Below are 14,811 nucleotides of genomic sequence, written 5' to 3'. Positions count from 1 at the left end.
GCGTCATCACCTAGGAGGGTGTGACACCCGTTGTTCCATTGGTGTTCCAACGGATCCCGGAGCCGGCGGCGCGATACCGGGCGTACATGCCGGTGTCCACGCACTCGTCCAGATGGCGGCCGAGTTCGGGGTCCACGTCGCCGATCCGAGCGACGGCGCGCTTCAGGTGCTTCGTGACGTTGACCCGGGCGCGATCGGCGTCGGTGGTCGCGCGGCGGCTCCTCCCGCCGAGCCCGGTCGCCGCCGCGAGTTCGGCCTGGATGGCGGCCTTCTCGGTTGTCAACGCGGCCGACGCTGCCGCGTCCCCGCGACGGTCGGCATCGTCGAGTTCGTCGCTGATCGTCCGGAGCCGGGCCGCATACGCGGCGCGGGCATCGTCGTCGAGGAGTGGGTCGGCGCCGCCGGGGTCGACGGACGCCCCCGGTCGCCCCTCGATCGCGGCCGCGAGGTCCAGCGCATGGCGCTCGGTATCAGGCCGGGTCAGCAGTTCGCGCAGGGCGGCGAACCCCTTGAGCGTGCCCAGATCCTGACTCGGCCCGTCGCCGCGGCGCAGCGCCCAACCACCGTCCGTCTCGTGTAACGCGACCACGAGACGGTTCTCGTGGCGTTCGCGGGCGGCGCGGGCCTCTTCGGCCCGCACGGTGAGACCCGCGGCATCGAAGATGGTCGCGGCCTCGCCGAGCAGTCGGCTGCACGCCGAGTCGTCGAGTCCCGGGACACCGGCGAGGTGGACCCGGGCGATCCCGGCGTAGGGCGAGCCCGTCGGGTCGAGCTGCTCGATGGCGGCGCGGAAGTGGGTCTCAGCGGCCCCAGGGCGGCCGAGGGTGTGGGCGGTCTGACCCAGCGCAAGGTCGACCGTGCCGTAGCTCGCATACCCCGTGCCGTGGATTGCGAAGCGTCCGGCGAGCGGTTCGAGGATCGCATGGACCTTCGCGGCGGTCTCGTGGTCGTCGGTGTGGTGGGCGGCGAGGGCCATCAACATCATCGACCCGAGGAAGTTCAGGTCACGGGGGAGCAGGGCGAAGTCGTCCGCGCCCACCGCCGCGAGCTCGCGGCGGGCGAGCGTCAGATCTCCCGACTCGGCGGCGGCCGTGGCGAGTCCCACCCGCCATGCGGGGACGTTCGGCATCGATTCGGCCGCACTGCGGACATAGTCGATGCTGTCCGCCAACTCGCTGCGAAGGTACTGAAGGGGCCCGAGCGTGGTCGTGTAGAAGTGGAACGCGACCTCGGGGTCCATCACGGCCGCGCCGAGTTCGAGCGCGTGGGCGGCGAGCGCCTCGGCGTCGTCGAGCGCACCTTCCATGAACGCCCGATTCGCCCGCCAACGGGCGACCGTCCAGAGGTGGAGCCGACTGCGGAGCCGGCGGGCCTCCCGTTCGAAGGCATCGATCTCGCGGTCCGCGGCGGCCAGCTCGCCCCGCTCCAGCAGGTCGGCCACCCGCCACCGCGGCCCCGCAGCGCGAGGTCGTGGTCGCCGAGCTCGAGGGCGACGGCGATCAACTCCTCGGCCAGCGCCGGCCGCCGGGCGCGGTTCTCGGGCCCCCAGGTCGCGTGGATGCGGGCGTTGAGGGCGTGGGCGAGGATCGCCGGGTCGTCGAGCCCGCGGGCGGTGGCGAGCGCGGCGGCAGTGAGGTCGTCGCGGCGACGGGCGGAGCGCGCGTGGCTCTCGGCCCGGCTACCGGTGGGTGTCTCCCAGTACAGCGAGAGCGCGAGCGAGGCCTCGAGCCGACAGCGCAGCGCGACATCGTCGGGTCCGAGCGCGGCGAGTGCTTCCTCGCGCAGCGGGCGCTGGTCGGGATCGAAGATGTCGTCGATCTCGATCCCTTCGCTGTCGGGTGGGAAGGCGATGGCCACCTCGGCGAGCCCCGGCACGTCGTTGGTGCGACGGGCGATCGCTGCGGCCTCGATGCCGAGATCGTGGGCCCGCTCGAGGTTGCGCATGCGCTTCTCCACCCCCATCCGCTCGGTCAGAGTGCGCACGAGAAGCGTCTCGTCGGGCTCGGACATCGAGCGCAGGGCGTGCACGGCGCTCGCGAGATGGTGGGACTGGTCCTCCCACGCGAGTCGGCCGCCGGCATGGCGGGCGGCGGCCCTCGAGGCGTCCAGGAGTCGACCGGGTGGCACGAGCGATCCGGCGTGCAGCAGGTGGTTCGCAATGGCCTCCACGTGTTCGTCGATGTCGCTGTTGTGCACCTTCTCGAGCCCGTCCGCCGTCGCCAGGTGGCCCTGCGATCGTTCGTGGGGCCCGAGATCGGCGAGCAGGGTCTCCGCGATGAGTGCGTGCTCGAACTGCCACGAGCCGTCCCCCGTGGATCGGGTGAGGCCCGCTCGCTCCGCCTCCCGGAGCATCTCGGTGATCTCGAGCGGATCGAGCTGGCGGGCGACGGCGATCACCCGGAGATCGAACAGCCGGCCCTGGAACGCGGCGAGCGCCAGAGCATCACGGGTCGGCCGGGACACCCCCGCGAGATGGCGTTCGATCACCGAACGGACACCGTGGGTCACGGGGAGGTTCTCGGGATCGGCGTCGCCGGCCTGGTCGACGAGACGGGCGAGCTCGAGCGCGAAGAACGGGTTGCCCTCGCTGCGGGTGTGGAGCATCTCCACCGTCGCGTCGCTCCGCGTGCCGCGTTCGTCGACGAGGGCGCGGAGCTCGGCGAGGGCGAAGCCCCGCAGACGCAGGACCGTGGCCTCGCGCTCGATGTCGGCGAGGCGATTCTCGACGGCCGGTGGCCGGCCTTCCTCGCGGTAGGTCGCCAGGAGGTGGAGATCGTGGTTGTTCACATCGCGGCTGAGGAAGTGGAGCAGCTCCACGGACGCGATGTCGGCCCAGTGGACGTCGTCGACGACGAGGGTGATCGGACCCGATCGTCCTCGATCCCGCAACCACTCGGCGATCCCGTCGAACAGCGCGAACCGGTCGTCGCCCGTCGGTGTGGTCCGCAGCGGGTGACCCCGTGTCGGATCGAGCGCGTCGAGGACCTGGAGCCATGGCCACAACGCCGGCGTGCTCGAGTCGTCCCAGCAACGGCTCCACGCGACGGTGCGGCCCGCCTCGGTGGCCCGGGCCATGAGCTCCTCCGCCAGCGTCGTCTTCCCGATCCCGGCGGGGCCGGCGAGGCACACGGTGCCGGACACGCCGGTTTCGAGCGCCCGCGCCGCGACCTCGAGTTCGTCGTCTCGGCCTACGAATCGTCGGGTGCGCGCCACGGTGCCGCGATGGTACTGCCGGCCGCCGAACGCTCCCAGTGGCTAGCTGGGCGGGAGCTGGGCGGTGGTGCCGGTGCCCAGGACGCGCAGGAACACGCCGGAGCGGGGTTTCGGTGCGAAGTACGACGACTTGGGGGGCATCAGCTCCCCCGCTGCGGCGACCGCCATCAGGTCGTTGATGTCCGTCGGGAAGACGACGAAGCCGAGCAGTCCGTCCGCGTCGCAACGAGCCACCAGTTCGCCGACGCCGGTCGGGCCCGGCACATAGTCGACCCCGCTGTCCGGCGCGAGTTCGTCGACGCCCAGCACATGACCGAGCACGTCCCGCCGGAGACGCTCGACGTCGAGGGCGGTCAGCGGCGAGGGCCGTTCGAGCGGGTCGAGCACGAGTTTGGACCACCGGCCGTGGTGGTAGACCCCGATTTCGCCCCGTGCGTGCGGTGCCGCGGCCGCGGCGTCATCGGCCGGGGTCACGGTGCCGACGGTCGCCAGGGACGTGCGCAGGTCATCGGCGGTGCGCAGGTCGACGTCGGCCGCGCGCCGGTGGAACGCCTCGACCCGCAGTTCGTCGGACGGGAAGAGGACGGCGAGCGTGCGGGCGAACGGCGCTTCGCCCGGGTGGGCGTCGCGACCGGCGAGGGCTGCGGCCGAGCGGTGGTGGCCGTCGGTGACGTACAGCGAGGTGGCGTCGAGGCGATCGGCGACCGCGGCGCTCTCGACCGGATCGAGCGGCCAGACGAGATGGCGAACCCCCTCGACGACATGGTCGACGTGGGGGGTCCGGTCGGTCGCAGCCGCGAGGACGGCGCGGATCTCGTCGTCCGGTTCGTGGGTGAGGGCGATCGGCGACGATGTCGCGCCGACGACCTCGAGGTGATGACCGAGCAGCGCCGCCCGCTTCGGTCGCACGTTCTCGTGGGTGAGGACGCGGCCGTCGAGCAGGCCGGCGACGTCCAGGGCCCCCACGACGCCCGTCTGGCGGTGATCGCCGTAGACGAGCCGGTAGGCGTAGAGCGCGGCCTGGGGCGTGGGCGCGAACGCGCCGACGTCCAGGATCCGCGCAAGCGTCTCCGCGCCGCGCCGGAGCAGTTCCTCGTCGTCCGCCGAATCGCCCCGGGCGAGGTCCTCGCGGCTGCGGGTGACGCCGAAGTAGCTGTAGGGGTTCTTCTCCACGATCGCCCGGCGCTCGGCCGGCGTCTTGGCGTCGTAGGCCCCGGCGATGACTCGGCTTGCCCATTCGGGCTGGATCAGCCACGCCTGGAACGGTTCGAAGAGGCGGTCGCTCATGCGATGGTGACGGCGACGTTGATCACGTGTTCCTGGGAGCGGAGTTCCTCGATGAGGGCGGCGGACGGAACCGACCCGACGTCGATCGTCGCGACGGCCGCCTTGCTGCCCGAGAAGATCTTGTTGCTCATGTTGGACACGTTGAGCTCCGAGCGGCGTAGCAGGGTGAGGACCGCCGCGAGGACCCCGACGCGATCGCGGTGACGGATCGTGAGGGTCGCCGCCTTGGGTGGCGCGGCCTCCATGTTCACACAGTTGACGACACCGCCCCGCCGGTAGGCATCGATCGCATCGACGGTGCCGTCGGCGACGGCGTTCTGTGCCTGCTCGGTCGAGGCGCCGATGTGGTGCGTGGCGACGACGGACGGGTGGCGGGCGAGCGGGGAATCGAACTCGCCGGTGCCGGCGCCCGGTTCGTCGGCGAAGACATCGAGCCCGGCGCGGATGCCCCGTTCGTCCATCGCGGCGATCAACGCCGCCTCGTCGACGACATCGCCGCGCGAGGTGTTCAGGAGGATCGCGTCGTTCTTCATCGTCGCGAGGAAGGCGGCGTCGACCAGGCCGGCGGTGTCTGCTCCGCCGGGGACGTGGAGCGACACGATGTCGCTCTCGCGCAGCAGCGCATCGCGGTCGGCGACGAATCGCACGCCGGCCCGCAGGGCGCGGGCGACGGCGTCCGCGGACCGCTCCGGCTTCTCCTCGGCGATCACGTCGATGCCGAAGGCGCTCGCCCGCTCGGCGGTGGCGATCCCGATGTCGCCGAGACCGATGATGCCCATGGTCCGCCCGAACAGACCATCGGCCTCCGAATACGCCTTCTTGTTCCACCGACCCACCCGCAGGTCGCCGGTGGCGTCCGCGATGTGTCGGTCCACGGCGAGGAGCAGGCCGAGCGTGAGCTCGGCGACCGCGAGGGCGTTCTTGCCGGGGACGTTGCACACGAAGATGCCGAGCTCGGCCGCGACGTCACAATCGATGGTGTTCGTGCCGGCACCGGCCCGCACCACCAGGGCGAGCTGATCGGCGGCCCGCAGGGCCTCCTCGGTGACCGGGGTGGAGCGCACGACGAGGACCTCGATGCCGGCGAGGGCCCCGGCGAGATCCTCCGCGCCGAGGGTGGCGTCGACCCGGACCTCGTCGCCGGCGGCTTCGAGGCGCTGCACGGACGCTTCCGGGAGGGAGTCGGCCAGGAGTATCTTCATCGGGTGGGCACCTGTCGTTCGGACGGCTTCAGTGGTAGCGGCAGGGGTCGATCGGCGCCAGCGGACGACGGGATCTGTACTGGATCGTGGAACCGTTCCGCATGACGGAACAGTCTACCGAAGGGGTGCGCGAAGTCGAGGGGTGGTTGCGCTCGCTCTGGGGCCTTCCCCGGCCCCGCGGGGGCGAGGCGCCGGCGCTGGCCGCCACGCTCGTCGAGGCACTGGGGAATCCGCAGCGCTCGGCGCCGGCCGTGCACATCGTGGGAACCGCGGGCAAGGGCACGGTGGCGTCGATGCTCACCGACGCCATCGTGGCCGGCGGGTGTTCGGTCGCCACACACGTGTCGCCCCATGTCCACGACATCCGCGAGCGGTTCACGATCGACGGTGGCTTCGCGTCGCCGGCCGACCTCGTGGTCGCCGTCGACGAGGTGCGCGCCGCGGCGACGATCGTGGCGCGCGAACACGGCCGCCCGCCCACGTTCTTCGCGGCGTCGGCCGCCCTCTCGTGGGTGCTCGGCCGCAACGCCGGGGTGGACGTCTTCGTCACCGAGGCCGGGATCGGCGGGCGGTTGGATGCGACCGCGGTGCTCGACCGGCCCGACACGATCACCGTGATCACCGCCATCGGCCTCGACCACACGGCCGAGCTCGGCTCGACGATCGACGCGATCACCCGGGAGAAGGCCGCCGTGCTCGCGGGGCGGCGGATCGCGGTGCTCGGCCCCCAACCCGATCCGGATGCGGCCGCGGTGGTGCGGACATGCGCGGACACCGCGGGTGTCGAGTTGGTCGAGGTCGCGCCCGCCGGCTCGTGGGTGCGCGACGGTCGCGCGGTCGCTGCAGTCGCAGCAGACGCGCTCGGCGAGTTGCTCGGGGTGACCCTCCCGGCGCCGTTGGGACCGCCGCCGGTCGGGCGGGGCGAACGGCGCGACATCGCGGGACGGCGGCTCCTGCTCGACGGCGCCCACAACCCGCTCAAGCTCGCCGCGCTCGTGGACGCCCTCCCCGGCGACGCGTGGCCGGCGCTCGCCGTACTCGCCCTCGGCGCCGGCAAGGATCTCGACGGCTGCGCACGGGAGCTCGCCCGCCTCGGCTGCCCGATCATCGTCACCGAGTTCGGCGGGGCGACACCGCCCCGCAGTCATCGCGCCGCGGATGTCGTCGACGCGCTGCGTCGGCACGGCGTGGATGCGGCGGCTGCGTCGACCACGGCGGCCGCCGTCGACCGAGCCGTCGAGCGCTCCGCCCCCGGCGACGCGATTCTCGTCACCGGCTCGTTCCTGATCCTTGCCGACGCGGTGGCGGCAATCGGAGGGTGAGCAGTCAGCCCAGGACGGCCCGCTGCCACTCGTGGGTGGCGGCCACCTGGTTGAAGGTGTACGTGTGCAGGCCGGCGATCCCCAGCGTCTCGAAGTCACCACCGAGTGGGTCGACGAGTGCGCTCGGGTTGTAGCCGGGCGACGCGAACAGCCGGGTGAGCCCGGCCTTGTTCTTCTTGAGATAGCGCAGCGACGCCCCCACACCGACGCGCATGCCCATCGTCATGAGCTTCGTGCGATCGACGACGCCGGGCAGCCCGAGGTGCACCGGGAGCGTGAGGCCGGCGGCGCGTTCGGCCCGGAGCCAGGTGCGGATGGTGTCGGCGCTGAAACACATCTGCGTCGTCGCGTGGCCGTCGACGCCGGCCGCCGCGAACAACTCCTGCTTCTCGACGAGCGCGGCCCGCAGCGCCTCCTCGGGGATGAAGGCGTGCCCGTCCGGGTAGCTCCCGACGCCGACCGTGGTGATGTCACCGGCCGCGACGTCGAGCAGCTCCCGCAGGAACGCCATGGCGTCCGGGTAGGCGCCGGGCTCTTCGCGATCGCCGCCGATGCAGAAGACCTCGGTGAGTCCGAGTCGCTTGCAGCGGGCCGCGATCGCCGCCACCTGGTCGGCGTCGGCCACCATGCGCGCCGCGAGGTGGGGGACCGGTCGATGGCCGAGGTCGAGCAGCTCGGCGCAGACGTCGAGCGTCTCCTCGAGGCTCTTGACCGGCGAGGCGGTCACGGAGATGCGGGCGTTCGCCGGCAGATCCGGGAGCCGGGCGGCGAGGCTCTTCATCGGGACCAGCTCGTAGGTCATGTCCGCGACCAGGCCGCGGACGAACGGGTCGGTGATCGCCCGAGGTCCTCGGCGGAAGGAGTAGGCGGTGGCGCTCAACGCAGATCGGCTCCTCAGCTCAGGTTGACGACATTGCCATCGGCGTCGATGTCGATGGCGTGGGCGGCCGGTGTGCGGCCGAGCCCGGGCATGGTCCGCATGTCGCCGCAGATCGGGTAGACGAACCCGGCGCCGACCGAGGCGCGCACCTCCCGCACCGGCAGCGTCCAGCCGGTCGGTGCACCCTTGAGGGCGGCGTCGTGACTCAGGGAGAGGTGCTGCTTCGCGATGCAGACCGGCAGCGCGGCGAAGCCGGCCTCGGTGTAGGTCGCCAGCTGCTTGTCCGCCTGAGCCGTGTACTCCACGCCGTCGGCGCCGTAGACCTTGGTGGCGACGGCGTGGATCTTGTCCTTGAGCGATGCGTCGTCCGGATAGAGGAACGAGAACTGCGACTCCTCCTCGGCCGCGTCCTGGATGGCGGTGGCGAGCTCGGCGGCACCCTTGCCCCCGTCGGAGAAGTGGGTCGACACCGCGGCGCGGGCGCCGTACTCGGCGGCGATCTCGTGGATCGCCGCGATGTCCTCGTCGTGATCGTCGGGGAACACGTTGATCGCCACGACCGGCGTGCAGCCGTGGATCCGCATGTTCTCCAGCTGCTTGCGCAGGTTGGCCCCGCCCTCGTGCACCTCGTCGGGGTTGGGCTCGAGGATCGCATCGGGGAGCGGCTTGCCGGCGACGATCCGGTGGTTGCCGGAGTGGGCCTTGAGCCCGCGCACCGTGGCGACCAGTACCGCGGCGTCGGGGGTGAGACCCGAGTAGCGGCACTTGATGTTGAAGAACCGCTCGGCGCCCATGTCCGCCCCGAAGCCGGCCTCGGTGAGGAGGAAGTCGCTGGTGTGGATGCCGATCTGATCGGCGACGATCGACGAGTTGCCGGTGGCGATGTTGCCGAATGGGCCGGTGTGGACCAGCGCAGGGGTGTTCTCCAGCGTCTGCATCAGGTTCGGCTTGATCGCCTCCTTCAAGATGACGGCCATCGACCCGGCGGCGCCGATCTCCTCGGCCGTGATCGGCGTGCCGGCCTCCGAGTAGCCGAGCACGATGCGGCCGAGTCGGGTGCGGAGGTCCTGCAGCGACGTGCACAGGGCGAGGGTGGCCATGACCTCGGAGGCGGCGGTGATGTCGAAGCCGGTCTCGCGGGGGATGCCGTCGAGGCGGCCGCCGAGGCCGATGACGGTGTTGCGCAGGGCCCGGTCGTTGACGTCGAGCACCCGGCGCCAGGTGATGTTGTGGACGTCGAAGCCCGCGTCGTTGCCGTGGTAGAGGTGGGCGTCGAGAAGGGCCGAGCAGAGGTTGTGGGCCGCGGTGACGGCGTGCATGTCACCCGTGAGGTGGAGGTTGAACATCTCCATCGGCACGACCTGGCTGTAGCCGCCGCCGGCTGCGCCGCCCTTGATGCCGAAGGTCGGCCCCATCGAGGGCTGGCGGATCGCGATCGTCGCGGAGCTGCCGATGTGTCGGAACGCCTGCCCGAGCCCGACGGTGGTGGTCGTCTTGCCTTCGCCGAGCGGCGTCGGGGTGATCGCGGACACGACGACGTACTTGGCGCGGGGACGGTCCTGCATGCGCTCGATCGCGTCGAGCCGGATCTTCGCGGCGCCGACGCCGTAGGGCTCCAGGCAGTCGTCGGGGATCCCGGCTGCTTTCGCGATCTCGCTCAGCGGCTCGAGATTCGCGCCGTTCGCGATTTCCAGATCGGACGGAAAGCTCACAGTGACCCCTTCGGCATGAACCGGGCGTCACTCTAGCATTTCCGTTCCACGATGTGGGAGCGTTCCGCGATGTGGAACGCTGCGTCAGCCGGCGAGCGGCGATTCGAGTCGCTCCGTCACGGCGGCCCGGATGTCGCCGTCGAAAGAGCGCACGTGCGCCTCGACGAGGTCGGCGACCCGGTCGCCGTCGCCCGAGCGGAGGGCGTCGAGGATCGTGCGGTGCTCGCTCACCGCGTGACTCATGTCGGCCACCTCGGCGAGGTACAGGTGCCACAGCCGGTCCGACTGGGCGTAGAGCGTGTCGAGGGTGTCGAGGAGGAACCGGTTGCCGGCGGCCTGCCACATGAGTTCGTGGCAGCGACGGTCGATCGCCATCAGCCGTTCGTTGTCGCCCCTGGCCTTCGTGGTCGCCTTCAGCTCGGCGTCCATCCGCGTCCAGTGCTCGTCGGTGCCCCGCGCCGCGGCGAGGCGGGCCGCGTACGGCTCGAGCACGGTGCGGGTCTCGAAGAGCATGGAGAGTTCGCTCACGTCGATGCCGGCGACGAACATGCCGCGCCGGGGGATGACCGTCACGAAGTGCTCTCGGGCGAGCCGCTGGAGCGCTTCACGGATGGGGGTGCGGCCGATGCCGAGCCGGGCGCGGAGATCGTCCTCGCGCAACACGTCGCCGGGCGCGAGCTCGAGTCGCACGATCATCGTGCGGAGGTCGGCGTAGGCCTGCTCGCTGAGGGTGAGGTCACTCATGAAGTGGTTGCCCGGCTCGGGGTCGTGTCCTACGCTGTCTGATACATGAGTGATATATCACCACGCCGTTGGAGTCAACCGTGACCGATCTGCCCACCAACGCATTCCCGGAGAAGGCCACGTGCGTGGTCATCGGCGCCGGCATCGTCGGCAACTGTGTCGTCGGCCATCTCGCCCGCCTGGGATGGACGGACCTCGTCCTACTGGACAAGGGGCCGCTGCCGAACCCCGGGGGCTCCACCGGCCACGCGTCGAACTTCATCTTCCCGGTCGACCACAACAAGGAGATGGCGCTGCTCGGTGAGCAGTCGGCCAACCAGTACCGCGACCTCGGTCTGTCGGTCGACTCCGGTGGCATCGAGGTGGCCCGCACCCAGGAACGCATGGACGAGCTCCAACGCCGCATGACCTCGGCGACGGCGTGGGGGATCGAGGCGCACCTTCTCACCCCGGCCGAGGTGAAGGAGCTCGTGCCGTTCATCAACGACGAGGTCATCCTCGGCGGCTTCTACTGCCCGACCGTGAGCGTCGTCGACTCGCTCGAGACCGGCACGACGATGCGCAAGGAGGCCATCGAGACGGCCGGGTTGCAGGTGTTCGCCAACACCGAGGTGCTGGATCTCGTCACCGACGACACTCCTCGTCCCAACGGTCGTCGCAAGATCACCGCGGTCGAGACCGACAAGGGGACGATCGAGGCCGATCACGTCGTGATCGCGTGCGGCGTGTGGTCGAACCGCATCGCCTCCATGGCCGACACCTACATCCCGCTCGTCCCGGCGGTGCACCAGATGGCCGACGTCGGCCCGATGGACATCCTCGCCGAGACCAACAACGAGATCGGCTACCCGATCGTCCGCGACATGGACACCTTCTGCTACGAGCGCCAGTCGGCCGGATCGATGGAGGTCGGCAGCTACGGACACCGCCCGATCCTGCACCACCCCGACGAGATCCCGTCGAACGAGGAGGCTGCGCTCTCACCCACCGAGCTGCCGTTCACACCGGACGACTTCGACGATCAGATGGAGACCGCGATCGAGCTGATGGAGATGCTCGGCGACGCCGAGATCAAGTACGCCATCAACGGGCTCCTCTCGCTCACGCCCGACGGCATGCCGTGCCTCGGGGAGATCCCGGACGTCGAGAACCTCTGGTCGGCCGCCGCGGTGTGGGTCAAGGAGGGCCCGGGCATGGGCCAGGTCGTCGCCGAGTGGATGCACTACGGCTACCCCCGGGTGATCGACGCCCACGGCGCCGACATCGCCCGCTTCTACGACGAGGAGAAGAGCGACGACCACATCTGGGCCCGCGCCGAGGAGTCGTTCAACAAGACGTACGGCATCGTCCACCCGTCCGAGCAGTGGGCCGACCGCCGCCATCTCGTGGAGGCCCCCTTCAAGAGTCGCGAGGAGGCACTCGGCGCGGAGTTCTTCCAGGCCCGGGTGTGGGAGCGGCCCCAGTGGTACGCCTCCAACGCCGACCTCGTGGAGCGCTACGGCCTCGCGGAGCGTCCCGTCGAGTGGGACAACCGCTGGTGGAGCCCGATCACGGTCGGCGAGCACCTGAACCTGCGGGAGAACTGTGGGCTCATCGACCTGAGCGCCTTCCAGATCTACGACCTCGAAGGCCCCGGCGCCGTCGAGTTCGCCGACCATCTCGCGGTCAACAAGGTGGACGTCCCCGTCGGTCGTTCCGTCTACACGCCCTGGCTCACGGGTGACGGCGGCTTCCACTCGGATCTCACGATGATGCGGATGGCCGAGGACCGGGTCCGCATCGTCACCGGTGTCTTCGACGGGGGACGCGACGAGTTCTGGGTGCGCAAGCACATGCCGAACGACGGGTCGGTCACGTTCACCAACCTCAGCAAGCAGATCAGCACGCTCGGGTTGTGGGGGCCGAACGCGCCGGCGGTGCTGGGCCAGTTGACCGACCACGACCTGACCCAGGAGGGTTCGCCCTACGGCAGCTACCTGCCGGTCGCCATCGCCGGCGTCGACTGCCACCTCTTCCGCATCTCCTACGTCGGCGACACGGGCTGGGAGATCTACGTCCCGTGGGATCAGGCGCCCTCGGTGTTCGACGCGGTCATGGCGGCCGGCGAGGACCACGGCCTACGCATCACCGGCGGCGGCGTGTACAGCCTGTCCGGTCGCATCGAGAAGGGCTATCGCCTCATGGGGGCGGAGCTCGAGAGCGAGTACAACCCGGTCGAGGCCGGGCTGGCCCGCCCGAAGGTCAAGGCCGCCGACTTCATCGGCAAGGAGGCCTACCTGGCGGCTCGCGAGGCCGGTGCCGAGGTGCAGTGCGTGACGCTGATCGTCGACGACAACGTCGACAGCCAGGGTCGTGAGCGTTTCATGCAGGGGGGCAACGAGCCGATCCTCGACCTCGACGGCAACCGCATCGTCGACAGCCACGGCCGGGCCAGCCGCGTGACGACGGCGGGCTACGCGCCGTCGCTCGGCAAGAACCTGCTGATGGGCTATGTCCCCAACGAGCTCGCCGAGCCCGGCACCAAGCTCCAGTCGATGTACATGAACGAGCTCTACCCCTGCACCGTCGTCGGCACCGGCTCCGCCTTCGACCCCGACGACACCCGCCTCAAGTCCTGAGTTGTCCGCCCCCACCCGCGATCTATGGTCACGAAGGGGTCACCGTTCGGCTCCTTTCGTGACTCCTTCATGACCAGAGAAGGTTGTTGAGACGTGAAGATTCTGTGTTGTGTGAAACGGGTGCCGGCGCCGGGGGCCAAGATCAACGTGACGGCCGACGGCATGGACGTGGATGCGGCCCATCTCGGGTTCACCACGAGCCCGCACGAGGAGTGCGGCGTCGAAGGAGCGATCCAGCTCAAGGAGGAGCACGGCGGCGAGGTCACCGTGCTCACCCTCGGTCCGGGTGAGGCCGAGGAGCAGCTGCGCTACGCCGCGTCGGTCGGCGCCGACCACGGCGTGCTGATCCCGACCGACGGGACCGCCTACGACCCGCAGCGCACGGCCGCCGCGATCGCGGCCGCGGTGACGGAGCTCGAGGCCGAGGCCCCGTTCGACCTCATCCTCTTCGGCAACGAGTCGGCCGATGCCGGCGGTTTCCAGGTCGGCATCCGGGTCGCCCATGCGCTCGGTCGCCCGATCGTGCAGGGCATCAAGGGCATCGAGCTCGACGGCGACACCGTGCGGGCCCGTCGCGAGATCGACGGTGGCTTCGAGGTGTACGAGCTGCCCCGCCCGGCGGTTCTCGGCGTCAAGGAAGGGCTCAATCTGCCCCGCTACCCGACCATGAAGGGCCGCCTGGCGTCGAAGAAGCTCGAGGTCCGATCGCTGGACGTCGCCGCGGCTGCCGGTGGCCAGCAGCGGGTCAGGCTGCATCGCCCCGAGGAGCAGGTGTCCGAGACCGTCATCCTCGGCGAGGGTCCCGAGGCGGCGGCCGCGGTGGTCGACGTGCTCGCCGAGCTGGGGGTGCTCTGATGTTGCTCGTCGTTCTCGAACACGATCGGGGCGAACTCGTCGAAGCCGCCCGTGAGGCGCTCACCTTCGGGCGGACGCTCGCCGCGAAGATGGGCGAGGATCTCGAAGCCGCCTTGATCGGTGCCGCCGACGAGTCACTCGTCGCGGCGGCCGGCGCATACGGCGCGGCGACCGTCCACACGTGCACCCACGATGTCCTGTCCGACTACGGGCCGGATGCCCACGGCGCGGTCGTCGCCCAGATGGTCGAGACGCTGGCCCCCGACGCCGTGCTCGCCTGTGGTTCGGACCGGGGCAACGAGGTGATGGCGCACGCCGCGGCGCGCCTCGACGCGCCGTTCGTGGCCAACTGCATCGACGTCACGCCGGGCGCCCCGTGGTCCATGACCCGCGTCCAGTGGGGTGGCTCGCTCCTCGAGGATGCGACGCTCGACGCGGACGTCGCCCTGCTCAGCTGCGGCCTCCACGCCGTCGCCGCGGAGCCGGGTGACCCTCGCGACGCCGGTGCCGAGTCGTTCGCGGCGGGGCTCGACGAGCGCCACGCCGTCACCGTCGTGCGGGACCGCGTCGTGCAGGAAGCCGGTGTCACGCTGCCCACCGCGCCGGTGGTGGTCGGTGGTGGTCGCGGGGTCGGCAGCGAGGACGGGTTCGCGTCGCTCGAGGAGCTCGCCGAACTGCTCGGTGGCCGCGTCGGCTGTTCCCGCGCGGTCACGAACCTCGGCTGGCGCCCCCACGCGGACCAGGTCGGCCAGACCGGCACCCGCATCGCGCCGGAGATCTACATCGCGTCGGGCATCTCCGGCGCGATCCAGCACTGGGTCGGCGCCATGGCGTCGAAGCACATCCTGGCGATCAACACCGATCGCGAGGCGAACATGGTGGTGAAGGCGGATTGGGCCGTGATCGCCGACCTCCACGAGGTCGTGCCCGCGATCACCGAGGAGATCAAGCGCCGTAGGATCCGCACCTCCTGACGGG

Annotated in this window: 11 protein-coding genes; 4 read left to right on the top strand and 7 right to left on the bottom strand. The window is 70.7% G+C overall.

The genetic code is table 11. The features are described 5' to 3' along the window. Positions 1–10 precede the first annotated feature (10 nt). The 4 genes from R8F63_12610 to R8F63_12595 are packed head-to-tail and all read right to left on the bottom strand — an operon-like array spanning position 11 to position 5,702. Positions 11–1,306, bottom strand: a complete 1,296-nt coding sequence (locus R8F63_12610) for a hypothetical protein (protein MDW3219444.1) — start codon at positions 1,304–1,306, stop codon at positions 11–13. Further along, complete coding sequence (locus R8F63_12605; protein ID MDW3219443.1) at positions 1,240–3,213, bottom strand: AAA family ATPase; 1,974 nt, start codon at positions 3,211–3,213, stop codon at positions 1,240–1,242. Before R8F63_12605 ends, R8F63_12610 begins: the two co-directional genes overlap by 67 nt. A gap of 42 nt (positions 3,214–3,255) precedes the next feature. Further along, entirely contained in the window at positions 3,256–4,500 is a 1,245-nt protein-coding gene (locus tag R8F63_12600) for a DUF1015 family protein (protein MDW3219442.1), read from the bottom strand. After that, positions 4,497–5,702, bottom strand: a complete 1,206-nt coding sequence (locus R8F63_12595; GenBank protein MDW3219441.1) for a phosphoglycerate dehydrogenase — start codon at positions 5,700–5,702, stop codon at positions 4,497–4,499. Before R8F63_12595 ends, R8F63_12600 begins: the two co-directional genes overlap by 4 nt. A 101-nt stretch (positions 5,703–5,803) precedes the next feature. On the opposite strand from R8F63_12595, the gene R8F63_12590 reads away from it, so the two are divergent. Then, entirely contained in the window at positions 5,804–7,024 is a 1,221-nt protein-coding gene (locus R8F63_12590; GenBank protein ID MDW3219440.1) for a hypothetical protein, read from the top strand. Between the two features lie 4 nt (positions 7,025–7,028). On the opposite strand, the gene R8F63_12585 is transcribed toward R8F63_12590, so the two are convergent. From R8F63_12585 to R8F63_12575, 3 genes are all read right to left on the bottom strand, one after another. After that, positions 7,029–7,904, bottom strand: a complete 876-nt coding sequence (locus tag R8F63_12585) for a methylenetetrahydrofolate reductase (protein MDW3219439.1) — start codon at positions 7,902–7,904, stop codon at positions 7,029–7,031. A gap of 14 nt (positions 7,905–7,918) precedes the next feature. Beyond that, a complete protein-coding gene (locus tag R8F63_12580) occupies positions 7,919–9,616 on the bottom strand; it encodes a formate--tetrahydrofolate ligase (protein MDW3219438.1) in 1,698 nt (565 codons plus the stop codon). Between the two features lie 84 nt (positions 9,617–9,700). Beyond that, the gene (locus R8F63_12575) at positions 9,701–10,360 is read right to left on the bottom strand and encodes a GntR family transcriptional regulator (GenBank protein MDW3219437.1); all 660 of its coding nucleotides are present in this window, start codon (positions 10,358–10,360) and stop codon (positions 9,701–9,703) included. 80 nt (positions 10,361–10,440) lie between these two features. Here R8F63_12575 and R8F63_12570 point away from each other — a divergent pair, with 80 nt between their 5' ends. The 3 genes from R8F63_12570 to R8F63_12560 all read left to right on the top strand — a co-directional run bounded on the left by R8F63_12570 (position 10,441) and on the right by R8F63_12560 (position 14,807). Then, positions 10,441–12,978 (top strand): FAD-dependent oxidoreductase, encoded by a 2,538-nt coding sequence (locus R8F63_12570; GenBank protein MDW3219436.1) that lies wholly within the window; start codon positions 10,441–10,443, stop codon positions 12,976–12,978. A 93-nt stretch (positions 12,979–13,071) separates the two neighbouring features. Further along, positions 13,072–13,833 carry an electron transfer flavoprotein subunit beta/FixA family protein gene (locus R8F63_12565; protein MDW3219435.1) on the top strand — a complete coding sequence of 254 codons (762 nt, stop codon included), beginning with the start codon at positions 13,072–13,074 and terminating at the stop codon, positions 13,831–13,833. After that, positions 13,833–14,807, top strand: coding sequence for an electron transfer flavoprotein subunit alpha/FixB family protein (locus R8F63_12560; protein ID MDW3219434.1), 975 nt, complete (start codon positions 13,833–13,835; stop codon positions 14,805–14,807). The genes R8F63_12565 and R8F63_12560 overlap by 1 nt, the downstream gene beginning before the upstream one ends. Positions 14,808–14,811 lie beyond the last annotated feature (4 nt).

The sequence above is a fragment of the Acidimicrobiales bacterium genome, assembly GCA_033344915.1.
Taxonomy (GTDB): domain Bacteria; phylum Actinomycetota; class Acidimicrobiia; order Acidimicrobiales; family Aldehydirespiratoraceae; genus JAJRXC01.
Note: the sequence above shows the minus strand (reverse complement) of the source record. Positions and strands in the feature narration are given on the sequence as shown.

What these genes read in the sequence shown, in the direction of transcription:
- R8F63_12560 (MDW3219434.1), top strand. Translation starts at nt 13,833, where the DNA reads ATGTTGCTCGTCGTTCTCGAACACGATCGGGGCGAACTCGTCGAAGCC.
- R8F63_12600 (MDW3219442.1), bottom strand. Translation starts at nt 4,500, where the DNA reads ATGAGCGACCGCCTCTTCGAACCGTTCCAGGCGTGGCTGATCCAGCCC.
- R8F63_12610 (MDW3219444.1), bottom strand. Translation starts at nt 1,306, where the DNA reads ATGGAAGGTGCGCTCGACGACGCCGAGGCGCTCGCCGCCCACGCGCTC.
- R8F63_12575 (MDW3219437.1), bottom strand. Translation starts at nt 10,360, where the DNA reads ATGAGTGACCTCACCCTCAGCGAGCAGGCCTACGCCGACCTCCGCACG.
- R8F63_12590 (MDW3219440.1), top strand. Translation starts at nt 5,804, where the DNA reads ATGACGGAACAGTCTACCGAAGGGGTGCGCGAAGTCGAGGGGTGGTTG.
- R8F63_12595 (MDW3219441.1), bottom strand. Translation starts at nt 5,702, where the DNA reads ATGAAGATACTCCTGGCCGACTCCCTCCCGGAAGCGTCCGTGCAGCGC.